25 protein-coding genes and 1 riboswitch are annotated in these 25,096 nt (G+C 67.7%); of the genes, 7 read left to right on the top strand and 18 right to left on the bottom strand.

Annotated elements, in window-relative coordinates; genetic code table 11:
* Nucleotides 1-110 precede the first annotated feature (110 nt).
* From aceE to fabF, 6 genes are all read left to right on the top strand, one after another.
* Nucleotides 111-2,891, top strand: a complete 2,781-nt coding sequence (gene aceE / locus AC1DHY_RS05480; RefSeq protein ID WP_476903284.1) for a pyruvate dehydrogenase (acetyl-transferring), homodimeric type — start codon at nucleotides 111-113, stop codon at nucleotides 2,889-2,891.
* Nucleotides 2,892-3,102: 211 nt separating this feature from the next.
* Entirely contained in the window at nucleotides 3,103-4,347 is a 1,245-nt protein-coding gene (locus AC1DHY_RS05475; protein ID WP_476878082.1) for a PucR family transcriptional regulator, read from the top strand.
* Between the two features lie 88 nt (nucleotides 4,348-4,435).
* A complete protein-coding gene (locus tag AC1DHY_RS05470; protein ID WP_476878081.1) occupies nucleotides 4,436-5,365 on the top strand; it encodes an ACP S-malonyltransferase in 930 nt (309 codons plus the stop codon).
* The gene (locus AC1DHY_RS05465; protein WP_476878080.1) at nucleotides 5,362-6,423 is read left to right on the top strand and encodes a beta-ketoacyl-ACP synthase III; all 1,062 of its coding nucleotides are present in this window, start codon (nucleotides 5,362-5,364) and stop codon (nucleotides 6,421-6,423) included. Before AC1DHY_RS05470 ends, AC1DHY_RS05465 begins: the two co-directional genes overlap by 4 nt.
* 145 nt (nucleotides 6,424-6,568) lie before the next feature.
* Nucleotides 6,569-6,814, top strand: coding sequence for an acyl carrier protein (locus tag AC1DHY_RS05460; protein WP_175320862.1), 246 nt, complete (start codon nucleotides 6,569-6,571; stop codon nucleotides 6,812-6,814).
* Between the two features lie 202 nt (nucleotides 6,815-7,016).
* On the top strand, nucleotides 7,017-8,252 hold the full coding sequence (gene fabF / locus AC1DHY_RS05455) for a beta-ketoacyl-ACP synthase II (protein WP_476878079.1): 1,236 nt from the start codon (nucleotides 7,017-7,019) through the stop codon (nucleotides 8,250-8,252).
* Nucleotides 8,253-8,412: 160 nt separating this feature from the next.
* On the opposite strand, the gene AC1DHY_RS05450 is transcribed toward fabF, so the two are convergent.
* The 17 genes from AC1DHY_RS05450 to AC1DHY_RS05370 all read right to left on the bottom strand — a co-directional run bounded on the left by AC1DHY_RS05450 (nucleotide 8,413) and on the right by AC1DHY_RS05370 (nucleotide 22,228).
* Nucleotides 8,413-8,916 carry a DUF3145 domain-containing protein gene (locus AC1DHY_RS05450; protein ID WP_136322385.1) on the bottom strand — a complete coding sequence of 168 codons (504 nt, stop codon included), beginning with the start codon at nucleotides 8,914-8,916 and terminating at the stop codon, nucleotides 8,413-8,415.
* 298 nt (nucleotides 8,917-9,214) lie between these two features.
* A complete protein-coding gene (locus AC1DHY_RS05445; RefSeq protein WP_476903283.1) occupies nucleotides 9,215-10,141 on the bottom strand; it encodes a tyrosine recombinase XerC in 927 nt (308 codons plus the stop codon).
* A 178-nt stretch (nucleotides 10,142-10,319) separates the two neighbouring features.
* Nucleotides 10,320-11,507: a DNA-processing protein DprA gene (gene dprA / locus AC1DHY_RS05440; RefSeq protein WP_476878077.1), complete on the bottom strand. Its 1,188-nt coding sequence runs from the start codon at nucleotides 11,505-11,507 to the stop codon at nucleotides 10,320-10,322.
* Between the two features lie 96 nt (nucleotides 11,508-11,603).
* The gene (locus AC1DHY_RS05435; protein ID WP_476878076.1) at nucleotides 11,604-13,151 is read right to left on the bottom strand and encodes a YifB family Mg chelatase-like AAA ATPase; all 1,548 of its coding nucleotides are present in this window, start codon (nucleotides 13,149-13,151) and stop codon (nucleotides 11,604-11,606) included.
* Nucleotides 13,152-13,508, bottom strand: a complete 357-nt coding sequence (locus AC1DHY_RS05430; protein WP_476878075.1) for a YraN family protein — start codon at nucleotides 13,506-13,508, stop codon at nucleotides 13,152-13,154.
* A gap of 74 nt (nucleotides 13,509-13,582) precedes the next feature.
* Nucleotides 13,583-13,909, bottom strand: coding sequence for a DUF2469 domain-containing protein (locus AC1DHY_RS05425; RefSeq protein ID WP_290257548.1), 327 nt, complete (start codon nucleotides 13,907-13,909; stop codon nucleotides 13,583-13,585).
* 57 nt (nucleotides 13,910-13,966) lie between these two features.
* Nucleotides 13,967-14,650, bottom strand: a complete 684-nt coding sequence (locus AC1DHY_RS05420) for a ribonuclease HII (protein ID WP_476903282.1) — start codon at nucleotides 14,648-14,650, stop codon at nucleotides 13,967-13,969.
* 8 nt (nucleotides 14,651-14,658) lie between these two features.
* Entirely contained in the window at nucleotides 14,659-15,564 is a 906-nt protein-coding gene (gene lepB / locus AC1DHY_RS05415) for a signal peptidase I (RefSeq protein ID WP_476903281.1), read from the bottom strand.
* 54 nt (nucleotides 15,565-15,618) lie between these two features.
* Nucleotides 15,619-16,299, bottom strand: coding sequence for a signal peptidase I (gene lepB, locus AC1DHY_RS05410; protein ID WP_476878072.1), 681 nt, complete (start codon nucleotides 16,297-16,299; stop codon nucleotides 15,619-15,621).
* Nucleotides 16,300-16,401: 102 nt separating this feature from the next.
* A complete protein-coding gene (gene rplS, locus AC1DHY_RS05405; protein ID WP_056738299.1) occupies nucleotides 16,402-16,761 on the bottom strand; it encodes a 50S ribosomal protein L19 in 360 nt (119 codons plus the stop codon).
* A 248-nt stretch (nucleotides 16,762-17,009) separates the two neighbouring features.
* Nucleotides 17,010-17,852, bottom strand: a complete 843-nt coding sequence (trmD, locus tag AC1DHY_RS05400; RefSeq protein ID WP_476878071.1) for a tRNA (guanosine(37)-N1)-methyltransferase TrmD — start codon at nucleotides 17,850-17,852, stop codon at nucleotides 17,010-17,012.
* 1 nt (nucleotide 17,853) lies between these two features.
* A complete protein-coding gene (gene rimM / locus AC1DHY_RS05395; RefSeq protein WP_476878070.1) occupies nucleotides 17,854-18,459 on the bottom strand; it encodes a ribosome maturation factor RimM in 606 nt (201 codons plus the stop codon).
* Between the two features lie 118 nt (nucleotides 18,460-18,577).
* Nucleotides 18,578-18,820: an RNA-binding protein gene (locus AC1DHY_RS05390; protein WP_056632598.1), complete on the bottom strand. Its 243-nt coding sequence runs from the start codon at nucleotides 18,818-18,820 to the stop codon at nucleotides 18,578-18,580.
* Nucleotide 18,821: 1 nt separating this feature from the next.
* A complete protein-coding gene (gene rpsP / locus AC1DHY_RS05385; RefSeq protein WP_346960772.1) occupies nucleotides 18,822-19,244 on the bottom strand; it encodes a 30S ribosomal protein S16 in 423 nt (140 codons plus the stop codon).
* A 236-nt stretch (nucleotides 19,245-19,480) separates the two neighbouring features.
* Nucleotides 19,481-19,918: a hypothetical protein gene (locus AC1DHY_RS05380; protein ID WP_476878069.1), complete on the bottom strand. Its 438-nt coding sequence runs from the start codon at nucleotides 19,916-19,918 to the stop codon at nucleotides 19,481-19,483.
* A gap of 262 nt (nucleotides 19,919-20,180) precedes the next feature.
* Entirely contained in the window at nucleotides 20,181-21,056 is an 876-nt protein-coding gene (locus tag AC1DHY_RS05375; protein WP_476878068.1) for a VOC family protein, read from the bottom strand.
* 80 nt (nucleotides 21,057-21,136) lie between these two features.
* Nucleotides 21,137-22,228 (bottom strand): amidohydrolase family protein, encoded by a 1,092-nt coding sequence (locus tag AC1DHY_RS05370; RefSeq protein ID WP_476878067.1) that lies wholly within the window; start codon nucleotides 22,226-22,228, stop codon nucleotides 21,137-21,139.
* 77 nt (nucleotides 22,229-22,305) lie between these two features.
* Nucleotides 22,306-22,413, top strand: a riboswitch (TPP riboswitch).
* On the opposite strand from AC1DHY_RS05370, the gene thiC reads away from it, so the two are divergent.
* Nucleotides 22,409-24,238, top strand: a complete 1,830-nt coding sequence (gene thiC, locus AC1DHY_RS05365) for a phosphomethylpyrimidine synthase ThiC (RefSeq protein ID WP_476903280.1) — start codon at nucleotides 22,409-22,411, stop codon at nucleotides 24,236-24,238. It overlaps the preceding riboswitch by 5 nt.
* Before the next feature lie 82 nt (nucleotides 24,239-24,320).
* On the opposite strand, the gene AC1DHY_RS05360 is transcribed toward thiC, so the two are convergent.
* Complete coding sequence (locus tag AC1DHY_RS05360) at nucleotides 24,321-25,070, bottom strand: alpha/beta fold hydrolase (RefSeq protein ID WP_476903279.1); 750 nt, start codon at nucleotides 25,068-25,070, stop codon at nucleotides 24,321-24,323.
* Nucleotides 25,071-25,096: the final 26 nt, after the last annotated feature.

Below are 25,096 nucleotides of genomic sequence, written 5' to 3'. Positions count from 1 at the left end.
ATGGTTGTGATTGGACCTAGCCCGGCACACAGGACCGGGCTGCTGTTACCGATATGTCGCACACGTCGCGTTCACGCCAGGCAGTTACCCTGCCGGAGCTGAGGGTGCCGATGAATGCGCTCAAAGAGAGGTTGGACGTGGCTGCAGGAGAAGATACCTCCCATATCCTCAGCGGGTTGACTAACCAGCTGCCTGATCGTGATCCCGAAGAGACCGCCGAATGGCTGGAGTCCCTGGACACCCTAATTCAGGAACAGGGCACCGAGCGTGCCCAGTACATCATGCGCAGCCTGCTTCAGCGGGCGGGCGCACAAAGCGTAGGCGTGCCGATGGTGACCACCACGGACTACGTCAACACCATCCCCGTGGACCAGGAAGCACCGTTCCCCGGCGATGAAGAAATCGAACGCAAGTACCGCGCCTGGCTGCGCTGGAACGCGGCCGTTATGGTCCACCGCTCGCAGCGCCCGGAAATCGGCGTCGGCGGCCACATCTCCACCTACGCCGGCGCGGCGACCCTCTACGAGGTGGGCTTCAACCACTTCTTCCGCGGCAAGGACCACCCCGGCGGCGGAGACCAGGTCTTCTTCCAGGGCCACGCCTCCCCCGGCATGTACTCGCGCGCCTTTATGGAAGGCCGGCTGACCGAGGAGGACCTCGACGGCTTCCGCCAGGAGAAGTCCAAGGAAGGCCACGCCCTCTCCAGCTACCCGCACCCGCGCCTGATGCCGGAGTTCTGGGAGTTCCCCACCGTGTCGATGGGCATCGGCCCGATGAACGCCATCTACCAGGCGCAGTCGAACCGCTACCTGCACAACCGTGGCATCAAGGACACCTCAGACCAGCAGGTCTGGGCCTTCCTCGGTGACGGCGAAATGGACGAGCCGGAATCCCGCGGCCTGCTGCAGCTCGCGGCCAACGACAAGCTGGATAACCTCAACTTCGTCATCAACTGCAACCTGCAGCGCCTCGACGGTCCCGTCCGCGGCAACGGCAAGATCATGCAGGAGCTTGAGGCGTTCTTCCGCGGTGCCGGCTGGAACGTCATCAAGGTTGTCTGGGGCCGCGAGTGGGATGACCTGCTGGCCAAGGACGAAGACGGCTCGCTCGTGAAGATCATGAACGAAACCGTCGACGGCGACTACCAGACCTACAAGGCCGAATCCGGCGGGTTCGTCCGCGAACACTTCTTCGGCAAGACCCCGCAGACCAAGGACATGGTCGCGGACATGACAGACCAGGAGATCTGGAACCTCAAGCGCGGCGGCCACGACTACAACAAAGTCTACGCCGCGTACAAGGCCGCCACCGAGTTCAAGGGCAAGCCGACGGTCATCCTGGCCCACACGGTCAAGGGCTACGGCCTGGGCACCCACTTCGAGGGCCGCAACGCGACCCACCAGATGAAGAAGCTCACGCTGGCGGACCTGAAGGCCTTCCGCGACCACCTGCGCATCCCGATTACGGACGAGCAGCTTGAAGCCGATCCGTACCAGCCGCCGTACTACCACCCGGGCGCCGACGCCCCGGAGATCAAGTACCTGATGGAGCGCCGCCGCGCCCTGGGCGGTTTCGTCCCGGAGCGCCGTTCCAAGCACACCGACGTCACCCTGCCCGGTGACAAGGCGTACGAGGTCGCCAACCGCGGGTCCGGCAAGCAGCAGGCCGCCACCACCATGGCGTTCGTCCGCCTGCTCAAGGACCTGATGCGGGACAAGGACTTCGGCACCCGGATCGTGCCGATCATCCCGGATGAGGCACGCACCTTCGGTATGGACGCGTTCTTCCCGACGGCCAAGATCTACAACCCGAACGGCCAGAACTACCTGTCCGTGGACCGCGACCTGGTCCTGGCGTACAAGGAATCCATCGCCGGCCAGATCGTCCACGCCGGCATCAACGAAGCCGGCTCGGTTGCCGCGTTCACCGCCGCGGGCACGTCCTACGCGACGCACGGCGAACCGCTGATCCCGATCTACGTGTTCTACTCGATGTTCGGTTTCCAGCGCACCGGCGACTCCTTCTGGGCAGCCGCCGACCAGATGACCCGCGGGTTCATCATCGGCGCCACCGCCGGCCGCACCACGCTGACCGGTGAGGGCCTGCAGCACGCTGACGGCCACTCCCCGATCCTCGCCTCGACCAACCCGGCCGTGGTCACCTACGACCCGGCGTACGGTTACGAAATCGGCGTCATCATGCGTGATGGCCTGAACCGGATGTACGGCCCCGGCCCTGCGGATAACGACCCGGCACGGAACCTGATGTACTACATCACGGTTTACAACGAGCCGATCGTCCAGCCGCCGGCACCCGCGGAGCTCGACGTCGAGGGCATCGTCAAGGGCATCTACCTGCTGGCACCGGCCAAGATCGACGGCCCGCGCACGCAGATCCTCGCCTCCGGCGTTTCGGTTCCGTGGGCCCTTGAGGCCCAGCGACTCCTGGCCGAGGACTGGGGCGTCTCCGCCGATGTCTGGTCCGTCACCTCCTGGACCGAACTGCGCCGCGACGCCATGGCCGCCGAGGAAGAGGCCTTCCTCAACCCCGGCCAGCCCGCACGCGTCCCGTTCGTCACCGAACAGCTCGCCGGGGCCACCGGACCCATCGTGGCCGTCTCGGACTACATGAAGGCCGTCCCCGACCAGATCCGCCAGTTCATCCCGAACGAGTTCGCCTCGCTCGGTGCCGACGGTTTCGGTTTCTCGGACACCCGCGCCGCAGCCCGCCGCTTCTTCAAGAACGACATCCACTCGATCGTGGTCCGTTCCCTGCAGATGCTGGCCCGCCGCGGCGAGGTCGACGCCCAGGCCCCGGCCCAGGCGATCGAGAAGTACCGCCTCCTGAACGTCAACGCCGGCACCACCGGCAACGCCGGCGGCGACTCGTAACCTGCGTCCCGCGCAGGATACAGAGCCAGCGCCCGACGGCGGTCCCCACCCAGGTGGGGGCCGCCGTCGGGCGTTTAACCGGTAGGGTCCGGACCGGAGGGGGCCCGCCGACACGCGCGGGCCTGCGCCGCGAAGGCTGTGATGCAGCCCAAAGCGTCTTGTAGCCTTTGCACAAATGGAGCTTGGACGGCGGGCGCCGTATGCTCGATGCATGGCAGAGCCCACCACCACCCCCGCAAAACGCAAACCGTCCGTGCGGGCGCTCACCCCGGAGAAGGCCGAGACGCTCAAAAAGCTCCGGGCCAGCGTGGGCCAGTTGTCCACCACCACCCTGCGGCAGCTGGAGAAATCGCTGCCCTGGTACAGCCGGCTGAACTCCGATGAGCGCTCCGCCCTCGGCATGGTGGCGCAGAACGGCATCGCCGCCTTCGTCACCTGGTTCGAACGGCCCAGCTCGCCGTCGTGGATCCTCTCCGATGTCTTCGGGACCGCACCCACCGAACTGACCCGCTCGATCAGCCTGCAGAAAGCCCTGCAGCTAATCCGGATTGTGGTGGAAGTGGTCGAGGACCAGGTGCCGATCATCGCCCCGGAGGCCGACCAGGCGGACCTCCGCGAGGCCGTGCTGCGGTACTCCCGGGAAGTGGCTTTTGCCGCCGCGGACGTTTACGCCCGCGCCGCCGAGACCCGGGGCTCCTGGGATACCAGGCTTGAGGCCCTGATTGTGGACGCCATCCTGCGCGGCGAAAACACGGACGCCCTGCGCTCCCGCATCGCGGCCCTGGGCTGGAAGGCGCAGGAACGCTTCACTGTTATGGTCGGAAATTCCCCGTCGGAGCCCAGCGCCAGCTATGTCAGCGAACTCCGCCGCACTGCCGGGCGATTTGCCGAGGATGCCCTGGTGGGCATCCAGGGCGACCGGCTCATCCTGATCCTGGGCGGCGTGCAGGACCGCGAGACCGCCTGCCAGAAACTCAGCGAGCTCTTCGCCCCGGGGCCGGTGGTCTACGGGGCCGAGGCTGGCTCCTTGCTGGAGGCCAGCAGCTCCGCCCAGTCCGCCTTCGCGGGCCTCACCGCCGCCCGGGCATGGCCCTCCGCGCCGCGCCCGGTGGCGGCGGATGACCTCCTGCCGGAGCGGGTGATTTCCGGCGATGACGCCGCCCGCCGTTCCCTGGTGAAGAACATCTACCGGCCCCTGGTCGCAGCCTCGAACGGTCTGGTCGAGACCCTGGGGACCTACCTGGAACTGGGCCATTCCCTCGAAGCGACGGCCCGCGAACTCTTCGTCCACGCCAACACCGTGCGGTACCGGCTCAAGCGTGTTTGCGACGTCACCGGCTGGGATCCGCTGATCCCCCGCGAGGCATTTGTGCTTCAGGCGGCGCTGGTGGTGGGCCGCCTCTCGGCACCGCCGAGGCCCTCCACCGAACGCCAGCCGTCCCGTAACAACTCCTGACCCGTTGTAGACTTCCTACAAACTGACCCAGTGAGCTTGGTGCATGAAAGTACCGATGAATCACGCGGCAATTTGGAAAGCTGGATACGTGCTTGCAATCGTCTGCCCTGGACAGGGCTCCCAGACCCCTGGTTTTCTGGCCCCTTGGCTGGAACTGCCTCCCGTCGCAGGCCACCTGGCCTCACTTAGCGAAATAGCAGGTATCGACCTCACCGCCCACGGCACCACCTCCGACGAGGAGACCATCAAGGACACGGCCGTCGCGCAGCCCCTGATCGTCGCCGCCGGACTCGTTGCCGCCCAGTCACTCTTCGACGTCGAACTCGGCGCGCTCCCCGTGGTCCTCGCCGGCCACTCGGTCGGCGAAATCACCGCGTCGGCCCTGGCCGGTGTGCTGACCGAAACCGAAGCCATGACGTTTGTCCGCGAACGTGCCAACGGCATGGCCGCTGCCGCAGCTGCCACGCCCACCGGCATGAGCGCCGTCGTCGGCGGCGACCCCGCCGAGGTACTGGCCGCAATCGAAGCCTGCGGGCTGACCCCGGCCAACGTCAATGGCGCCGGCCAGACCGTCGCCGCCGGCACCATGGAGCAGCTGAAGGCCCTCGCCGACAACCCGCCGGCCAAGGCCCGCGTGATCCCGCTGAAGGTCGCCGGCGCGTTCCACACCTCGCACATGTCGCCCGCCGTCGCTGCACTGGAGGCCCTCCGGCCCTCGCTGCACCCGCGGAACCCGCAGGTGCCGTTGCTGTCCAACTTCGACGGCGCCGAGGTGACCGACGGCGGTGCCGCCGTCGACAGCCTCATCGCCCAGGTCTCCCGCCCCGTCCGCTGGGACCTCTGCATGGACACCATGGTCAAGCGCGGCGTCACCGGCGTTATCGAACTGGCCCCGGCCGGTACACTGGCCGGGCTGGCCAAACGTGGAATGCCCGGCGTGAAGACAGTCACCGTCAAGACCCCGGACGACCTCTCCGCCGCCTTGGCCCTATTCGCAGAACTGGAGGGAGGCAAATGAGCGCTCCCGCTCTGAAGCAGGCAGCACTGCAGGAAAACACCCGCGTCCTGGGTCTCGGCGCCTACCGTCCGAACGTCATCGTTACGAACGAGGACGTGTGCCAGTGGATCGATTCCTCGGACGAGTGGATCCGCCAGCGCACCGGCATCATCACCCGCCACCGGGCTCCTGCCGACGTCAGTGTCATCGACATGGCCGAAGGCGCATCCCGCGAAGCCCTGCAGAAGGCCGGCATTGAGGCCTCCGAACTCGGCGCCGTGATCGTCTCCACCGTCACCCACCCGTACGCCACACCGTCGGCCGCAGCGAGCCTGGCGGACCGTCTCGGCGCCACCCCGGCACCGGCCTTCGACATCTCCGCCGCCTGCGCCGGGTACTGCTACGGCATTGCCCAGGCGGACGCGCTGGTCCGTTCCGGCGCGGCCAAGTACGTCCTGGTCGTCGGCGCCGAGAAGCTCTCCGACGTCATCGACAACACCGAACGCACCATCTCCTTCCTCCTGGGCGACGGCGCGGGCGCCGTCGTCATCGGCCCCTCCGACACTCCCGGCATCGGGCCGTCGGTGTGGGGCTCGGACGGCAGCAAGTGGGACGCCATCGGCATGACCCACTCAATGCTAGACATCCGGGACTTCGCCGCCGCCGGCAAGAAAGACCCGGCCCTCAGCGAAGGTGAAGCCGCCGTGACCGAGGCTGCCCTGTGGCCCACGCTGCGGCAGGACGGCCAGACGGTGTTCCGGTGGGCGGTCTGGGAGATGGCCAAGGTGGCGCAGCAGGCCCTCGACGCCGCCGGCGTCAGCGCCGACGACCTCGCCGCTTTTATCCCGCACCAGGCCAACATGCGCATCATCGACGAAATGGCCAAGCAGCTCAAGCTTCCGGAGACCGTCAAGGTCGCCCGGGATATCGCCGAGGCGGGTAACACCTCGGCAGCCTCCATCCCCCTCGCCACCCACCGTTTGCTGCAGGAAAACCCTGAACTAAGCGGCGGACTGGCCCTGCAGATCGGGTTCGGCGCAGGACTGGTCTTCGGCGCCCAGGTGATTGTGCTTCCGTAGGCGGACACCGCACTCCCCCGGCTGGAGCGTTGCTCAACAGCACGGATTCCCACACCAAGCCGAACCCTCGGTTTGAATCATTTCGCCAGACTCTCCCGGCACAACCACCGGAAGCCGACGGCACCAACAAGAAAAGGAGCCATCAATGGCTAGCAACGAAGAAATCCTGGCCGGCCTGGCTGAAATCGTCAACGAAGAGACCGGCCTGGCCCCCGAGGCTGTCGAGCTGGACAAGTCCTTCACCGAGGACCTGGACATCGACTCCATCTCCATGATGACCATCGTGGTCAACGCTGAGGAAAAGTTCGGCGTCCGCATCCCCGACGAAGAGGTCAAGAACCTCAAGACCGTCGGCGACGCCGTCAGCTTCATCGCCAACGCCCAGGCCTAATTCCGCCTGACCTTTGGTTCGGCCGGCGAGACGCCGGCCCGTGGCCGGTCCGGGACGCCCAACGGCGCCCCGGACCGGAACACCACCGCAGCATCCCGTTTTTGCATGACCTTCCGCAAGACCACCGAGTTTTCCCTACGCACGCCGCGGCAGCCTTTCCCAGGTTCCGGATCCGGCAGGCGCACCGACAGAGAGTGATCCCATGGCACGCAAAGTAGTCATTACCGGTCTGGGTGTCACAACACCCATTGGCGGCGATGTCCCCACGATGTGGAAGAACGCGCTGAAGGGCGTCTCCGGCGCGCACACGCTTGAGGACGACTGGGTAGCCAAGTACGAGCTCCCGGTGCACTTCGCCGCACGCGCCTCCAACCCCGCAACCGAGGTCCTGAGCCGTGTCGAGGCCAAGCGCATGGACCCGTCGACGCAGTTCGCCGTCGTCGCCTCCCGTGAGGCCTGGGCGGACTCCGGCATCACCGAGATCGACCACGACCGCCTCGCCGTCGCCTTCGCGACCGGCATCGGCGGTGTCTGGACCCTCCTGGACGCCTGGGACACCCTGCGCGAAAAGGGTCCCCGCCGTGTGCTGCCCATGACCGTGCCGATGCTGATGCCCAACGGCCCTGCCGCGGCCGTCAGCCTCGACCTGGGTGCCCGCGCCGGCGCCCACACCCCCGTCTCCGCCTGCGCCTCCGGCACCGAGGCCGTACACGTGGGCCTGGACCTGATCCGATCCGGCAAGGCCGACGTCGTCGTCTGCGGCGGCGCCGAAGCCGCCATCCACCCGATGCCGATCGCCGCCTTCGCCTCGATGCAGGCGCTCTCACGCCGCAACGACGATCCCGAGCGCGCATCCCGCCCCTACGACCGCGACCGTGACGGCTTCGTCATGGGTGAAGGGGCCGGCGCGCTGGTCCTCGAGGCCGAGGAGCACGCCCTGGCCCGCGGCGCCCGGATCTACGCCGAGCTCGCCGGCACGTCCGTAACCGCCGACGCGTACCACATCACGGCCCCGGACCCCGAGGGCCTCGGCGCCACCCGGGCCCTGAAAGCCGCCATGTTCGACGGCCGGATCCAGGCCGAGGACGTGGTGCACGTCAACGCGCACGCCACCTCCACGCCGGTGGGCGACAAGCCCGAGTACGCCGCCCTGAAGGCCGCCCTGGGCAGCCACGTGGAGAACGTGGCGGTTTCCGCCACCAAGTCGCAGATGGGCCACCTGCTGGGTGCCTCCGGCGCCGTAGAGGCCGTCCTGACCGTCCTGGCCGTCCATGAGCGCAAGGCTCCGGTGACCATCAACCTCGAGAACCAGGATCCTGAGATCCCGCTCGACGTCGTCACCTCCGAGCGCAAGCTGCCCGAGGGCGGCATTGTGGCGCTGAGCAACTCGTTCGGTTTCGGCGGCCACAACGCCGTTATTGCAATCCGCAGCATCTAGCGCCAAAGGCCTCCGGCCCGCACGCTGAAATGACAGATGGCGGCAATGTTCTTCGTGAACATTGCCGCCATCTGTCATTTGGCGTTGCTATGGAGTGTGCTGCCGTGGTTGTGTGCTGACCCTGCGGGGGTTCGCCTGCGGGGGTGGCTTGCGGGGTTGCCTAGCCGACCTGGTGCAGCCAGCGCACGGGGGCGCCTTCGGCCGCGTGGCGGAAGGGCTCCAGTTCCTCGTCCCAGGCCTCGCCAAGAGCCAGGGAGAGCTCGTGGTAGACCGCGGAGGGGTCGCCGGCGCCTGATTCGTAGGCGTAACGGATGCGGTCCTCAGAGACCATGATGTTGCCGTGGACGTCAGTGACGGCGTGGAAGATGCCGAGCTCCGGGGTGTGCGACCAGCGTCCACCGTCGACGCCCTGGCTGGGCTCTTCGGTGACCTCGTAGCGCAGGTGCGCCCAGCCGCGGAGCGCAGACGCCAATTGAGCCCCCGTGCCCGGTGTTCCGGTCCACGACAGCTCGGCCCGGAACATTCCGGGCGCGGCGGGCTGGGCAGTCCACTCAAGGTCCGTGCGCTTGTCCACGACCGACCCAATGGCCCACTCAACGTGGGGGCACAGGGCGGTCGGGGCCGAGTGAACGAACAGGACACCGCGGGTTAGTGCAACAGACATTCCATCCTCCATAGCTATAGGTACGTCTTCCCCAACGACCTCTGCCTGGATGTCTGTCTGCTGCGTGAATCCGCGTGCGGGGCGGATGCCCCTGCCAGACTATTCAGTTTCTAGTGCTGCAAAAAATAGGTCCGGATCTCAGGTGGTGGAACGATGCTCAAGAGCTTCAAGCACCACTTGAAAGTTGCCGGGCGTGAGTCTTATTCTGCCGTACCCCGCCTAATTACGCCAGTGCAATTCGGCGCGTCGTTACCGGCGCGTCGTGGCGGACTTTGTTACGGGACGACGGCGGCCGTGTTCAGGCGCGGGGATGTGCCTGCTGATAGCTCTGCCGGAGCCTGTCGACGGAGACGTGGGTGTAGATCTGGGTGGTGGCAAGGCTGCTGTGGCCCAGGATCTCCTGCACGGCCCGGAGGTCCGCCCCGCCATCCAGCAGGTGTGTGGCGGCCGAGTGCCGCAGCGCGTGTGGGCCCGTCGCGGACGTGTCGCCCAAACCGTCCAGCAGCCTCTTTACGACGCTGCGGACCTGGCGCTGGTCCACCCTCTTCCCGCGTACACCGAGGAAGAGCGCCGGGCCCGAGCCGTCGGCAGTGAGGGCCGGGCGTCCGCGGCGCAGCCAGTCGTCCACGGCCAGGGCCGCGGGCAGTCCGTATGGCACCGTCCGCTCCTTGTTGCCCTTGCCGAGCACCCGCAACGTCCGGCGGTCCGGATCGAGATCGTCAATGTCCAGGCCTGCGAGCTCACCGACCCGGACGCCGGTGGCGTAGAGCAGCTCCAGCATGGCGCGGTTCCGCAAGGCCATCGGTTCCCCTTCCGCCGCAGCGGATTCGGCGCCCTCCACCAGCCGCCGCACCTGCCCTTGCTGCAGGACGCCCGGCAGGGATTTCTCCCGCTTCGGCGCCCTGAGCCGCAGGGCGGGGTCGACGGTGATGAGTTCCTCGCGGACGGCCCAGGCAGTGAAGGCCCGGGCCGTTGCAGCGCGGCGCGCCAAGGTGGCCCGGGACATGCCCGCTTCGCTTTGGCCGCCGAGCCAGCGGCGCAGGGTGCCGAGCTCAAGGTCGGCCAGGGTGAGGACGCCTTCGGATGCTGCGTGGTCTAGCAGGCTCGCGACATCGGACAAATAGGCGCGCACCGTGTGGGCGGAGCGGCCCCGCTCCGCTTCCAGGTACCGGCCGAAGCCGCGGGCAGCGTCGGCCAGGGCTGATGGCAGATGATCTGTTGACACGCTTCCACTTTCCCAGCAAAGTGCCCTGCTCCGGCGCACCCCCACGGCGCGCCGGACCCCCACGTCCCGGCGTATGGGGCCGGGTAAGGGCGCACCGCCGGCGGCGCCGGGTACGGCGGCGCCGGGTACGGCGGCGGCGGGTACGGCGGCGGCGCTGGGCAGCGTGCCCGGCAGCGGGTCATCCGGCGGCGGCGGAGCGTTTCCAGCCGCCGCGCTGGGATTCGGCCAAACCCAGCAGCCCGAGCCGGCCCAGGCCCGCCCTGACCGAGTCGGTGCTCAGGCCCGCAACCACTGCGAGCTTCTCCACGGAGCTTGTAACCCGCAGAGGGAGGGCGTCCAGCAGGATCAGATCCTCCAGGGTCAGCCCGTCGTGGGCCTCGACATGTCCTGACCGCGCTTCCGGCAGCGACTCACCGCTGGGCGAGGCCAGCTCGGCGATTTCCCCGGTATCCGTAACACAGACGGCACCGCCCTCGCGGAGGAGCCGGTGGCAGCCCGCCGAGTTGGCGGAATGCACCGACCCGGGCACGGCCCCCACGGCACGGCCGAGGTTCTCGGCATGGTGTGCCGTGTTAAGCGCCCCGGACCTCCATCGCGCCTCGACCACCACCGTGACTGCCGCCAGCGCGGCAATGAGCCTATTGCGCTGCAGAAAGCGGTACCGCGTGGGGGCGGATCCCGGCGGAACCTCGGCCAGAACGGCGCCCTGGTTGGCCACGGCGCGGAGCAAATCGTCGTTGCCAGCCGGGTAGAAGCGGTCCACTCCCCCGGCCATCACGGCAATGGTGGGCAGTCCCCCGGCGGCGCCGGCCAGGGCTGCACGGTGGGCGTGGGCGTCGATACCGTAGGCGCCGCCGGAGACGATCGTGAACCCGCGTTGGGCCAGTCCGTAGGCCAGATCCCCGGTGACGGCGGCACCGTAGGAGGTGCTGTCACGCGAGCCAACCAGGGCGACGGACCTATTCAGGGGCGGCAACTCCTGCTCCACGCCGCGCCACCAGAGGCAGAGCGGCTCCTGCAGACCGAGGTCGGCGAGCTGCCCGGGCCAGAAGTCATCGCCGGGAATGATGAGCCGCCCGCCGAGGCGCTGCACGGTGGCCAAGTCGCGTTCCGGCGCGAGGTCCTGGACTCTCGGCGCCCAACGTTTCAATGCCATCCCCAGACCGGACCATCCGCCGCCGGCGCTGTTCTCCGCCAGCAGCTGCGAGAGCTCCTCCTCAAAGGCCTGTCCGGGGGCGAGCTGCCCGGTGGCGATCCTCAGGGCGTCCTCTGCCCCGGCAGCCCGTACCAGTGCCAGTCCAGCGGCGTCCTGGGGCTCCATGAGCCGGGAGAGCGCCGCCCGCGCAGTGCGTTCGTTCTCAGTCATGCTGCTGTTGACTCCTTTTCGTGCGGGCAGAATTGCGGCGCGGCGAACGGACGGTCCGCAACGGAAAGCGGGCGCAGGCGGCCCCGGACGGCGCACTCACGCCGCCACCGACGTTGACTGCCGGAGCCCGAGGGCCTGGCCAATGTCGTCCGCGTCCGGTCCGTCGCGGCCGCCGAGGTCGGCCAGTGTCCACGCCAGCCGGAGCACACGGTCATAGCCTCGGGCCGTCAGGGCTCCGCGTTCGAGCGCGTGGTCGAGGATCCGGGTGGTGGGACCGGCGAGGCGCAGCGGACCGCGGAGCACCCGCCCCGGGACTTGCGCATTGGTTTCCAGCCCGAGCGGCTCCAGCCGTTGAAGTTGGCACTCCCGGGCGGCCATCACCCGCGCGGCGATGTCGGCTGTTCCTTCTTCGGGACGGGCCTGCCCGAAATCCGCCAGGGCGACGCGCTCCACCGCCAGCTGGATGTCCACCCGGTCCAGCAACGGCCCGGACATCCGCGCGAGATAGCGCCGGCGCATCATCGGCGTGCACGTGCAGTCCACGCCCTTGCCGGAAGCCTTGCCGCAGGGGCACGGGTTGGCGGCGAGGACCAGCTGGAACCGGGCCGGATAGGCCGCGGTGCCAGCAGAACGGTGAATGACCAGCTCGCCGCTTTCCAGCGGCTGCCGGAGGGCGTCCAGGACCCGTCGCTCGTACTCCGGGGCCTCGTCCAGGAACAGCACGCCCCGGTGCGCCCTGGACGCTGCGCCCGGCCGGGGCAGCCCGGATCCCCCGCCGATGATGGCGGCCGCCGTCGCGGTGTGATGCGGGTTCTCGTACGGCGGCCGGCGCAGCAGCGTCACGGCGGCGGAGGTTAGCGAGCTCAGCGAGTGGATGGCGGTCACCTCAATGGCTTCCCGGTCACCGAGGTCCGGGAGCAGGCCCGGCAGCCGCTCGGCGAGCATGGTTTTGCCGGCACCCGGCGGCCCGGTCAGGAGTACGTGGTGCGCTCCGGCGGCGGCCACTTCCAGTGCACGGCGGCCCTCGCCTTGGCCCGAGACGTCGCACATGTCCGGTGCCAGACCAGGGGTATTGGACTCCTCGGCGTCGTCGGGGTTCTCATCAGCCGGCTCGAAGTCGAGGGCCAGGTCCTGCGGGTCGGCCCCGAAGTCCAGGGCCAGCCGGGCCAGCGTCCGGTAGCCGCTGACTCTGGCGCCCGGGACCAGCCCGGCCTCGGCGGCGTTGGCCTGCGCCACCACCACGTCCGGGTACCCGGCGCGGACCGCAGCCATCACGGCGGGGAGAATGCCACGGACAGGACGCAGCCGTCCGTCCAGTCCAAGTTCCGCGATGAACACGTGCCGCCCGGTGGAGCGGACATCGTTGGCCGCGAGCAGCACCGCCATGGCGATGGACAGGTCGAAGCCCGAGCCGCGTTTGGGCAGTGATGCGGGAATGAGGTTCGCGGTGATCTTCCGGCGGCTCAGAGGGATGCCGGAGTTGTGCGCGGCGGAGCGGATCCGCTCCTTCGCTTCGTTGAGCGAGGCGTCCGGCAGGCCAAGGATCACGAAGGCCGGCAAAGTCTGGCCTATGTCCGCCTCGACCTCGACGATATAGCCGTTCAACCCCACGAGCGCCACCGAGTAGGTCCGTCCCAGCGCCACCTACCCCACCCCCTTGAGGTGTTCGATGGCCGGGCCGCCGGTGCCGTTGTCGACCACGGCGATGACGTCCACGCGGCGGAGCGGCATCCGAAGTTCGTGGTCCCGGCACCAGGCCGAGCCCAGCCGGTGCAGCCGGGCCAGTTTGTCGATACCGACGGCTTCGAAAGGGTGCCCGTAGGCGAGGGACTTCCTGGTCTTCACTTCGGCGATGACCAGGGCATCGCCGTCGAGCGCGACAATGTCGATCTCGCCTTCGGCGCAGCGCCAGTTGCGGTCCACGATCCGCATGCCCTGGCCTTCGAGGAAGCCGGCGGCAAGTTCCTCGCCGCGCCGGCCCAGCACGTCCTTAGCTCTCATGCCTCCAGCGTGGGGCGCAGCACGGAAAGGTCGCGGCCAGAACTTTGGCTATGTGGGTAACTCCGGCGGGAAACCTAGTTCCCCAGGTCTTCAACCTTCGGCAGCGCGAGCTCCTCATTGCGCGGGAGTTCCTCGACGTTGACGTCCTTGAACGTGATGACACGGACGCTTTTGACGAACCGGGCCGAGCGGTAGACGTCCCAGACCCAGGCATCCTGCAACGTCAGGTCGAAATAGACTTCGCCGTCTGCACTGCGGGCCTGCAGGTCCACGTGGTTGGCCAGATAGAAACGCCGTTCGGTCTCGACAACATAGCTGAACAGCCCGACGACGTCGCGGTATTCGCGGTAGAGCTGCAGCTCCATGTCGGTTTCATAGTTTTCAAGGTCCTCGGCACTCATGGTTCCATCTTGCACCATCGGGCGCCGGCCGTGCGCCACGGCGGGCCTCGGCCCGGCCTAGTCGCCCAGCAGCTGCCAGCTGACCCGGTGGTACGGGGTGGGTCCCGCGGCGCGCAGGGCGCCCTTGTGCGCCGCCGTGCCGTAGCCCTTGTTCACGTCCCAGCCGAATGCAGGGTACTCGGTGTGCAGGGCCGCCATCTGGCGGTCACGTTCGACCTTGGCCAGCACCGATGCAGCGGCCACGCTGAGGCACTGCATGTCCGCCTTGACGAGGGTGTGGACCGGCGCGTCGCAGCCGGGCTCGCGCGCGCCGTCGTCGGGCTCCGGGTCGAACAGGGAGGCCTGAGCCACGGGTGAGAGCCAGTTGTGGCTGCCGTCCAGAAGCACCACGTCCGGGGTCACGCCGTCCGCCAGCACCGCAGCCCAGGCGCGGTTCCCGGCAAGGCGCAGCGCGCCGATGATCCCTAAGGCGTCGATCTCGGCCGCGCTGGCGTGGCCGACGGCGGAGGCAACGCTCCACGCGCGCACCAGCGGTTCCAGCCGTTCCCGCTCCGCCACCTTGAGCAGTTTGCTGTCCCGGACATCCGCGAGCAGTCCCTGCTGGTGCAGATCCACGACGGCGATGCCGACGCTGACCGGCCCGGCGAGGGCGCCGCGGCCTACCTCGTCGATTCCGGCGAGCAGGCGGGCGCCGGAGCCCCGGAAGCGGCGCTCGTAGTCGAGAGTGGGCGCGACGGACACAGCGGTAGCTACTTTCGTGCCGGCGCCGGGACGTTGCGGAAGACGTCGGGGTAATTGTCGAGCGACGTGATGCGGTTCAGCGGCCAGGCGATGACTGCCGCTTTGCCTTCGATGTCGGCCACATCGATGAAGCCGCCGTTGGTTTCCTGGTGCGCGCGCGAGTCGGCGGAGTGGTTGCGGTTATCGCCCATCACCCAGACCTTGCCGGCGGGAACCACAACGTCGAAGTCGCGGACCTGCGGGACCTCGGCCTTGTTGACGTACTTTTCGTCCAGCGGGGTGCCGTTGACGGTGAGGCGGCCGCTGCCGTCGCAGCAGACCACGTGGTCGCCGGGCAGGCCGATGACCCGCTTCACGAGGTGCTGCTCGGAGTTATCCGGCAGCAGACCGACAAAAGTCAGTGCATCCTGCACGCCGGTGAGCGGTCCGGCCGGCTTTTGCGCGGTCGGGACCAGCCAGCCCTTGGTGTCGCGGAAGACCACGACGTCGCCGCGCTGCATGGCGATCGGCTCCGGTACCAGCAGGCTCACGAAAATCCGGTCGTTGACGTCCAGGGTGTTCATCATGGACTCGGACGGGATGTAGAAGGCACGGAACAGGAAGGTCTTGATCAGGAACGACAGGACGACGGCGATCACCACCACCGTGGCGATTTCCTTGAGCCAGGCCAGCATGGGGTTGCGGCCCTCGCGGGCTTTCGCTTTCCGGGCCCGCGCCGACGACGGTCCGGCGTGCGAGGGGCCGGCCAGCGGAGCGTCCAGTGCCCGTTCGGGCTGCACCCGGGCCTCCTCCCGGCGCTCGGCTTTCTCCGCCTGCACCGGCTCCCCCACAGGCTCGGCCACAGGCTCGGGCCGCGGTGTGGCCGGCATCCTCGTGGTCGGATGTTCCCCGCCGGGGATGGGTGCGGAGGTCACTCGGGGCTCGTCGTGCCCCCGCGGATCAGGAGTCCGGGGTCCGGTCTCGGGCATCTACTGTCCGTTCTTTGTGGTAGTCGTCTCGGCCCCGGTGGGCCGCGGTATTGCTGCAAATCTATCAAGCGGCCAGATGATCTGGACCGGCCGGCCAATCACCCGCTCCAGCGGGACCATGCCGCCGCCGGGGGCGCCGAGCAGGCTCCGGGAGTCCGCGGATTTGGACCGGTGGTCCCCCATCAGCCAGAGCCGTCCTTCCGGAACGAGGACGTTGAATTTGAGCCGGCTGGGTGCATCGCCCTCATAGACATAGGGTTCCGGAACTTGCTGGCCGTTGACTGTGAGCCGACCGTCCGCGCCGCAGCACACCACGTGGTCGCCCGGCAGACCGATAACCCGCTTGACGTAAGTGGTATCGCTCCCGGTCAGGCCGAGCCAGTGCCCCGCGCCGGCCAGGACATCACCCACTGGTCCCTTGCCGCTGTTGAGCGGGGCGAAGGAGCCGCGGCCGTCGAAGACGACAATGTCGCCGCGGCGGACCGGGTCAAGGGCGAAGTCGGTACGGGACACCACAATCCGGTCCCCGTCCCGAAGCAATGGCTCCATCGAGGTAGAGGGAATGAAGTAGATATCCAGCCACAGGGACCGGACGAGGCCGCTGATGGCCACGGCCAGCACCAATCCCAAAAGCACAAAACGCCAGCCCAGTTTCCTGGGCCGGCGTTTTGTCTGTTCCATGATCCGTGTCCTCTAACGCTTTTCTAATTGAACGGCGCAGTGGCGGGTGGTTCCGGCAACTGCCGGAGCCCTCCGGGGATCCGCTGGGAAAGTCCGGAGGACTTACTTGGCGGTCTGGAAGTCGCGCTTTTCCTTGATCTTCGCAGCCTTACCGCGCAGTGCACGCATGTAGTAAAGCTTGGCGCGGCGCACGTCACCCTTGGAGACGAGCTCGATCTTGTCGATGATCGGGGAGTGCACCGGGAAGGTACGCTCCACGCCGACACCGAAGGAAACCTTGCGGACGGTGAAGGTCTCGCGGACGCCGTCGCCCTGGCGGCCCAGGACGAAGCCCTGGAAGACCTGGACACGGGAGTTCTTGCCTTCGATGATGTTCACGTGCACCTTGATGGTGTCACCCGCGCGGAACTCGGGAACATCGTTGCGCAGCGAGGCTGCGTCTACGGAATCGAGGATATGCATTGATCCACTCCTGGTGAACGCCACAGGTCATTCACGTTGGGTCACGGCGGCCAAGCCCGGGCGCTGAAGGCACCGGAAATTGCCGCCGAAAGTTTTGACTTTCCGGTTCCGTCGGGAATCGACGGGACCGGGGTGCCGCGCTGTTGGTGACGCTCCCCCTGTGGCAGGTTCGCACCCAGCAGGCACAAGGACTAATTTTGCCACATTCACCGGTGATTTGGTGAATTACGCGGTCCGAACAGCCCGCTTCAGGCGCCGCGGCGGCGCAGCCGGCCGTCGACGACGTCGTACCCGAGGTCACCGAACGCCGTACGGTCCGCGCGGGGCAGGGCCCCGGCGTCGAACTCCTCGAGCAGGTCCGGGCGACGCTCCGCGGTGCGGCGGTACTGTTCATGCCGCCGCCACTGGGCGATCTTGCCGTGGTTACCGCTCAGCAGCACCGCCGGGACCTCGCGGTCCCGCCAGCTGGAGGGCTTGGTGTAGACCGGGTACTCCAGCAGGCCGTCGGAGTGGGATTCCTCGACCAGCGATTCGGGATTGCCGACGACGCCGGGCAGCAGCCGCCCGACGGCTTCCACCATCGCGAGCACGGCGACCTCGCCGCCGTTGAGTACATAGTCGCCCAGGCTCATGGGCCGCACGGTGAAATGCTCCGACGCCCATTCAAGGACGCGTTCGTCGATGCCCTCGTACCGGCCGCAGGCGAAGACCAGCTGGTCCTCCTCCGCGAGCTCATGCGCGATGGCCTGGCTGAAGCGCTGCCCCGCCGGCGACGGGACAATCAGGACCGGCTTGCGCACCGCCGAGTCCTCAGGCTTCTCGGGCGCTGCCTCGGTCGCAGCCTGCGGCGCCGTCTCTATCGCGGCCTCGGCCACGGCAGTGAGCGCCTGGGCCCAGGGTTCGGGCTTCATGACCATGCCGGCTCCGCCACCGTATGGGGTGTCATCCACCGTCCGGTGCCGGTCGGTGGTGAAATCCCGGAGGTCGTGCACGTTGAGCTCCAGCAGGCCGTCCTGCCGGGCTTTCCCGATCAGGGAAAGTTCCAGCGGGGCGAGGTACTCGGGGAAGATGCTGACGACGTCGATCCGCATCTTAGGTGTTGTCCTCCGCGCTGCCCTGGGAGCGGCCGACAGTGTCGCCGCCCTGGGAGCGGCGGATAGTGTCGCCGTCGTCCGGGGTAGCGCCCGCCTCGGTGTTGACCTCAAACAGGCCCGCCGGCGGGGTGACAACGACGTATTTGTCGGCGACGTTGACCTCGGGGACGATCTGCTCCACGAACGGGATCAGGATTTCCTTGCCGCCCCGGTCCGTTACGACCAACAGGTCCTGGACCGGCATGGTGTGCAGTCCGGAGACCTTGCCGACGACGGTATCGCCGACGCGGACGTCCAGTCCCACGAGCTCGTGCTCGTACCAGCCCTCGTCGTCGTGCTCGTCCAGCTCCTCGGTCTCAATGTAGAGTTTGGCGCCGCGGAGGGCTTCCGCGTCATTGCGGGTTTCCACTTCCTCGAAGGCCAGCAGCAGGATGTCCTTGTTCCAGCGGGCGCTTTCCACGGTCAGTGGACCGGACGAGGCCGGCTCAACCACGAACTGGGTGCCGGGAACGAAGCGGTCACCGGGAGCGTCCGTCAGCACCTGAACGGTTACCTCGCCGCGGATGCCGTGGGGCTTGCCGATTCGTGCCACCTGAAGCTGCATCTGTTCCTCTGTTCGATTCGTTTTGAAAGTGTTGGTGCATTTGCTGCGCAAAACAGTCCGGCCCCTCCACCATAAGCTGGTGGAGGGGCCGGACTAAAGATAAGTACTGCTGGTCGCGCTACCGGCGGCGGTCGGTGTCGACGACGTCGACCCTGACCTGCTCGCCGTCCGCCAGTGCCGCCACCACAGTGCGCAGTGCGCGTGCGGTGCGGCCCTGGCGACCGATCACCCGTCCGAGGTCGTCCTGATGAACGCGCACTTCGAGGGTGTCCCCGCGGCGGTTGTTCTTGGCACTGACCTTGACGTCCTCGGGGCTGTCAACAATCCCGCGGACCAGGTGTTCGAGCGCTTCTGCCAGCAATCTACTCAGCCTCGGTGGTCTCTGCTTCGGCGTCGGCCGGAGCCTCGGCTGCGTCGTCCTTCTTAGCCTTCTTGGTGATGGCTTCCGGGATGATCACGGAACCCTTTTCCGGGGTGACAAAGGCTTCCTTGGGAGCCTTAGTCTTCAAGGTGCCCTCCTGGCCCGGGAGACCCTTGAACTTCTGCCAGTCACCGGTGATCTTCAGGATCGCGGAAACCTGCTCGGACGGCTGTGCGCCGACGCCGAGCCAGTACTGGGCACGGTCCGAGTCGACCTCGATGTACGAGGGCTCTTCGGTCGGGTGGTACTTGCCGATCTCTTCGATGGCACGGCCATCACGCTTGGAGCGTGCGTCCATGACGACGATGCGGTAGTACGGTGCGCGCATCTTACCGAAGCGCTTAAGGCGAATCTTTACGGCCACTTTTGTGGTCACTCCTGTTTCTGAAACGGGGTCGAGCCCGGCGTTCTGCACCCGTGGGGCGGGCCGTACTTGGGGGTTCTAAAGGACAGGATCCGGACGCGGAGAGAGGGGCCACGCAGATCGAGTACCTGTTCATTGTGCCAGATCACCGCGAGGATTTCGACTTGACACCCCAGCCGGGCGTGATGGGGCCGGTTTTTACCAGGGTGATGGGGCGGCGGCCCTTGTTCGCGGCGTCAGGAAGTCCAGACGTAAAGTCCGGCCCGGGTGGCCGGGTCGACGCCGGCCGCGAGCCCGGCGAGCTGGCGGACATAGCGGGCCGCCTGGTCCGCGCCGAAGGGCATATCCTCTTCCGCCGCCCAGCTTTCGGCGACGTCGGCGAGCACGTCGCCGTCGCCTTCCGTCTCGTAGCTGAGCAGGTCCGCGAGTGCGCGGACCATGGCGGCGGGGACGCCCAGGAGCGAGTCGCTGGCCACGTCCACCATGGCGAGTTCGTAATCGGCGCCCGCAGCGTGCACCGCGGTACCGGCCAGGTCGCCGAGCCGCTCGACCTCGAAGTCGCTGATGTCCTGGATCCGGACCGCGCCCGGGGCGGCTGCGGCGCCGCCGTCGAGGGCCGTCGCGCGCTTGAGGGCGGCATCATGGGTGGCCACGAAGATTTCAGCAAATCCCAATGAACTCATCCTTCGGTGTAGTGCGGCGAGGCCGCGGTGGTGGCGTCAGTTCAGCCTAACTGTTCGCACGCCACCCCCGGGACGGACATGCCCATCCCTGGCGCCGACGAATGGACATATTCACGTTATGTCCATGCGCCGACCCGAGGAGCGGACATGTCCGTGCGCCAACGCGGCAACCAACGGGCATGCCCGCCCCTGACGCCAAAGGATGGGCATGTCCATCCCTGGGCCACGGAACGGGCATGTCCGTCGAGGGCAGTTAGCGGACCGCGACCCGGATGCGGTTGCGCCAGGGGTCGTCGAATCGGAGCTCGGCGCCGGTGTGGTGCGATTCGACCCCGGCCGTCTTGAGGCGGTCGGCAAGGGCGCCGACATCGTCGCCCGACGGTACTTCGATCAGGACCTCGCCGAGGCCCAGGGTGTCGCGGCGCGGTCCGGCCCCGCGACTGTTCCAGACATTCATAGCCATGTGGTGGTGGTAGCCGCCGGCCGAGACAAAGAGCGCCTGGCCGTGCCAGCCGGCGGTCTTCTCAAAGCCGAGTGTGCCGACGTAGAAGTCGTGTGCGGACTGCACGTCGCCGACCTGCAGGTGGACGTGCCCGACGCCGGCCTCGGCCTCGCGCTGTCCGGCCAGTGAGGCCTCGGTCAGGTGCTGCTCAAGGTACCGCTGGGGTGGCAGAGCGAGGCTATCCATCACCACGTTCGTTCCTTCCCAGGACCAGGCGTCGCGCGGCCGGTCCCAGTAGAGCTCGATGCCGTTGCCCTCGGGATCGTTGAAGTAGAACGCCTCACTGACCAGGTGGTCGGCGCTGCCGGTGAAGGACTGCGGTTCGTATTGGGCGGCGGAGGCGATAGTGGCGGCCAACGAAGCCTGGTCATCGAAGAGCAGGGCGGTGTGGAACAGGCCCGCTTCACCGCGCGAGGGCAGGTTGAGTCCGGGCGCAGGCGCGAGGTGGACCAGCGGCTTGGCCTTGCGGCCGAGGTAGAGGCCGCCGTCCTGCTCGGCCACGATGTCGAGGCCAAGGGCGCGCTGGTAGTAGTCGGTCATCACCTTCATGTCGCCGACCTTGAGCATCACGGTGCCCATGGTGAGTTCGGCCGGAAGGAGATCCTGGGTGCTGGTTTCTGCGGTCATCGCAACGCTCCGGTGGTTTGTGGCCACCGCCTTTCGGTGACCCTTCATAGTGCTAAATTACTTGAAGCTTCAATTTATTCCTAATGCACCTCGGACCGAACCACTTGTCCGCGCAACACTATGCTCCGTGGTGCCTGCAGGGTGGCGAGATCCCGGCGCGGATCCTCACTGCAGACCAGCACATCGGCACTGGCACCCTCGGCGATGCCCTCTGCGCCGAGCCATGCCCGCGCGGCCCAGGCGGCGGCGTCGAGGGCGGCCCGGGCGGGCAGTCCCGCGGCGTGCATGGCCTGGATCTCGTCGGCAATCCGCCCGTGCTTGATGACACTGCCCGCGTCGGTCCCGGCGTATAGAACGACGCCGGCCTCGTGCGCCTCGAGGACCCGCTCGGCCCGCCGTTCCCAGAGCCCGAGCATATGGGCTGCATAACGGGGAAATTTGTCCCGCGCCTGGGCCGCGATGTCCGGGAAGGTCGCAATATTGATCAGGGTCGGCACAATCGGCACGCCCTGTTCGATGAAGCGGGGCAGGTGCCGGGGCAGCAGGCCCGTTCCATGCTCAATGCAGTCGATCCCGGCGTCGAGCATGTCGTCCAGGGTCTGCTCGGCGAAGCAATGCGCCGTGACGCGGGCCCCCTCGTCGTGGGCTGCACGGACTGCGTCCATGACGGCCGCCGCCGGGAAGCTGGCGGCGAGATCGCCGGCGTCGCGGTCGATCCAGTCCCCCACCAGCTTCACCCATCCGTCGCCGGCACGGGCCTGCTTGCGGACCGTCTCGACCAGTTCCTCCGGCTCCACTTCAACGGCGAAGCCCCGCAGGTACCGGCGGGTCCGGGCAATGTGCCGGCCGGCGCGGATGATTCGAGGAAGGTCGGCCCGTTGCTGGACCCAGCGGGTGTAATGCACCGCTCCTGCGTCGCGGACCAGGAGGGTCCCGGCGTCGCGGTCCGTCTGCGCCTGCCGTTCCACTACGTCCTCCGGAACGTCGCCCTCCGGGCCGAGGCCGATGTGGCAATGGGCGTCGACCAGTCCGGGAATGACCCAGCCGTCCAGCACGAGGTCCGACGGCGCCCGCGGACGGTCGAAAGTCAGCTTGCCGTCGACCGCCCACAACCCGCGCCGCTCCTGATCCGGGGAGGTGAGGACCGTGCCGCTGAACTCGATAATGCTCATGGCCTACAGCTTAATCCGCATAACGACCCGGCGCCCCGGGACAACCGTCAACTACAAGCAGCCTGTGGTAGCTTCGTCTACGACCACACGGGTGCCCTTGCAGGGGCTGAGATCGGGCTGACGCAGCCTGCGACCGTTGAACCTGTCCGGGTAATGCCGGCGAAGGAAGTGAGTAACCCTTTGAGCACCACAAATCCCCAGCACAGCCCTGCCCGATACGGGAACAGCACGGTTCAGAACGGCCCCGCCGCCGTTGCTGCCCCGCCGGTAACCCAGTCACTGAAGTCGCATGGCCTGGCGTATGTCGAAGCCGGCGGGATCCGCGTACCGGTGACGGAGATCGCCTTGGAGCCGTCGCCCGGAGGCTCGGCAAATCCGTCGTTTCGGGTGTATCGGACGGCAGGCCCGGGCAGCGATCCCGTCGTGGGTCTGGCCCCGTTCCGTAGCGACTGGATCACCGAACGCCTGGACACCGAGCCCTACAGCGGCAGGGAACGCAACTTGCTCGACGACGGCAAGTCCGCGGTCCGGCGGGGCGCCGCCTCTGCCGAGTGGCGCGGCGCGCCCCCGCAGCCTCGCCGCGCGGTTGCCGGCCGGACGGTCACGCAGATGCATTACGCGAGGAACGGAACGGTCACACCCGAGATGCGCTACGTCGCCCTGCGCGAGAACTGCGACGTCGAACTCGTTCGCAGCGAGCTGGCCGCCGGCCGGGCGATCATCCCCAGCAACATTAACCACCCGGAGTCAGAGCCGATGGTCATCGGCAAGGCGTTCCTTGTGAAGATCAACGCCAACATCGGCAACTCCGCCGTTACCAGCTCTATTGCCGAGGAAGTCGACAAGCTTCAGTGGGCCACGCAGTGGGGTGCGGACACCGTCATGGACCTCTCCACCGGTGACGACATCCACACCACGCGCGAGTGGATCATCCGCAACTCCCCCGTCCCCATCGGCACTGTACCGATCTACCAGGCGCTGGAGAAGGTCAACGGCGAGGCGAATGCCCTGACCTGGGAGATCTTCCGGGACACCGTGATCGAACAGTGCGAACAGGGGGTGGACTACATGACCATCCACGCAGGCGTGCTACTGCGTTACGTCCCCCTGACAGCCAACCGGGTTACGGGTATCGTGTCGCGCGGCGGCTCGATCATGGCCGGGTGGTGCCTGGCGCACCACCGGGAGAACTTCCTCTACACACATTTCGATGAGCTGTGCGAGATTTTCGCGAAGTACGACGTTTCGTTTTCGCTGGGCGACGGACTGCGGCCGGGCTCGACGGCGGACGCCAACGACGCTGCCCAGTTCGCCGAGCTGGATACCCTGGCTGAGCTGACCCAGCGGGCGTGGGAGTTCGATGTGCAGGTCATGGTTGAAGGCCCCGGACATGTGCCCCTCCATCTGGTCCGGGAAAACGTGGAGCGCCAGCAGGAACTATGCCAGGGCGCTCCGTTCTACACGCTGGGACCGCTGGTGACGGACATCGCACCCGGCTACGACCACATCACCTCAGCAATCGGCGCCACCGAGATCGCCCGATACGGCACCGCCATGCTGTGTTACGTCACGCCGAAGGAACACCTCGGGCTACCCAACAAGGACGATGTGAAGACCGGCGTCATCACCTACAAGATCGCCGCCCACGCCGCGGACCTGGCCAAGGGACATCCCGGCGCCCACGAGCGCGACGACGCGCTCTCCAGGGCGCGTTTCGAGTTCCGCTGGCGGGACCAGTTTGCGCTGTCCCTCGACCCGGTCACCGCCGAGGCCTTCCACGACGAGACGCTGCCGGCGGAACCGGCCAAGACAGCCCACTTCTGTTCCATGTGCGGGCCTAAGTTCTGCTCCATGCGGATCAGCCAGGACATCCGGGACGAGTTCGGGTCAGCGGAAACCCAGGCTGCCATCGCCCGGCAGGCTGACGGGATGCGGGAGAAGAGCGCGGAGTTCCTCGCGGCTGGCGGCAAGGTCTACCTGCCCGAGCCGGCCGTGGGTTCGCCCGAGTAACTAGGACCCCGGCCCCCGCAGGTCGCCCTCCCGCCAAGGGCGGGCGCCCTGCGTCGCTGTTCGGATTCGCGGTACGTCCGTGTCAGGACGCGTACGGCTGCCGGCTGCGGCTGACGCCGGCGATGAAGGTGCGGATGGTGCGGTCGCCTTCCCTGGAATCCTGCGGACGGTGCCCGCCCGGGGCCGTGCGGTGCAGGGCGCCCGTTTCGCGCAGGTAGCCCGCAATCTCCTCATACAGCGGTTCCCAGCCTCCGGTGAGGACCAGCGTCGGGACGCCCGGGACGATCTGCAGCGGCGCGTCCCACGGCGGGGCCTGCAACCTCAGCCGGCGGATGTCCCGGCCGTCGTCGGGCGTAGGCGCTCCCACACTGCCGCGGACGGGTGCGTGGGCGGCGAAGACCCGGCGGACGAACTCGCGGTGAAAGTCCTCGTCACTGAGGTTGTGCCGGACATCGAACAGGGGCTGCATCAGCGCCCGGTGCGCGGCGGTCGCCGGCAGTTCGGCCGTGAGCGAGAGGCACGCCGGTTCAACCAGGGTGAGCGAGTGCACAAGGTCGGGGCGTTCGACGGCGGCCATCATCGCCGCGATGGCCCCCTGCGAGTGCGCCACGACGTGGCCGCCGGCGGCGCCCCGGCCGTCGTCGGCAAGGGCACGGAGCACAATGCCCGCGTCGGCGGCGAAATCGGTTTCCAGCGGTTCGGCGACGGCGTCGAACCCGTGCCGCCGCAGGAATAGCGCGTCATAGGCCAGCGCCATGCCGTGCTGTTTCGGCCACGCCGCGGCACCAAAACTGCCGGCCCCGTGGACGAAAACTACGCGCTGCTTGAACATGGTCTAACCCTATGGCACAGGTCCGT

The organism is Arthrobacter sp. 05L44, assembly GCF_056397605.1.
The sequence above is the reverse complement of the archived record's forward strand: the minus strand, read 5'-3'. Positions and strand labels throughout refer to the sequence as shown.

Excerpts from the sequence above, each read along its gene's own strand:
- aceE (WP_476903284.1), top strand. The coding sequence starts at position 111 with ATGAATGCGCTCAAAGAGAGGTTGGACGTGGCTGCAGGAGAAGATACC.
- AC1DHY_RS05475 (WP_476878082.1), top strand. The coding sequence starts at position 3,103 with ATGGCAGAGCCCACCACCACCCCCGCAAAACGCAAACCGTCCGTGCGG.
- AC1DHY_RS05465 (WP_476878080.1), top strand. The coding sequence starts at position 5,362 with ATGAGCGCTCCCGCTCTGAAGCAGGCAGCACTGCAGGAAAACACCCGC.
- AC1DHY_RS05460 (WP_175320862.1), top strand. The coding sequence starts at position 6,569 with ATGGCTAGCAACGAAGAAATCCTGGCCGGCCTGGCTGAAATCGTCAAC.
- fabF (WP_476878079.1), top strand. The coding sequence starts at position 7,017 with ATGGCACGCAAAGTAGTCATTACCGGTCTGGGTGTCACAACACCCATT.
- AC1DHY_RS05450 (WP_136322385.1), bottom strand. The coding sequence starts at position 8,916 with ATGTCTGTTGCACTAACCCGCGGTGTCCTGTTCGTTCACTCGGCCCCG.
- dprA (WP_476878077.1), bottom strand. The coding sequence starts at position 11,507 with ATGACTGAGAACGAACGCACTGCGCGGGCGGCGCTCTCCCGGCTCATG.
- AC1DHY_RS05430 (WP_476878075.1), bottom strand. The coding sequence starts at position 13,508 with ATGAGAGCTAAGGACGTGCTGGGCCGGCGCGGCGAGGAACTTGCCGCC.
- AC1DHY_RS05425 (WP_290257548.1), bottom strand. The coding sequence starts at position 13,909 with ATGAGTGCCGAGGACCTTGAAAACTATGAAACCGACATGGAGCTGCAG.
- lepB (WP_476878072.1), bottom strand. The coding sequence starts at position 16,299 with ATGGAACAGACAAAACGCCGGCCCAGGAAACTGGGCTGGCGTTTTGTG.
- rplS (WP_056738299.1), bottom strand. The coding sequence starts at position 16,761 with ATGCATATCCTCGATTCCGTAGACGCAGCCTCGCTGCGCAACGATGTT.
- trmD (WP_476878071.1), bottom strand. The coding sequence starts at position 17,852 with ATGCGGATCGACGTCGTCAGCATCTTCCCCGAGTACCTCGCCCCGCTG.
- rimM (WP_476878070.1), bottom strand. The coding sequence starts at position 18,459 with ATGCAGCTTCAGGTGGCACGAATCGGCAAGCCCCACGGCATCCGCGGC.
- AC1DHY_RS05375 (WP_476878068.1), bottom strand. The coding sequence starts at position 21,056 with ATGACCGCAGAAACCAGCACCCAGGATCTCCTTCCGGCCGAACTCACC.
- AC1DHY_RS05370 (WP_476878067.1), bottom strand. The coding sequence starts at position 22,228 with ATGAGCATTATCGAGTTCAGCGGCACGGTCCTCACCTCCCCGGATCAG.
- AC1DHY_RS05360 (WP_476903279.1), bottom strand. The coding sequence starts at position 25,070 with ATGTTCAAGCAGCGCGTAGTTTTCGTCCACGGGGCCGGCAGTTTTGGT.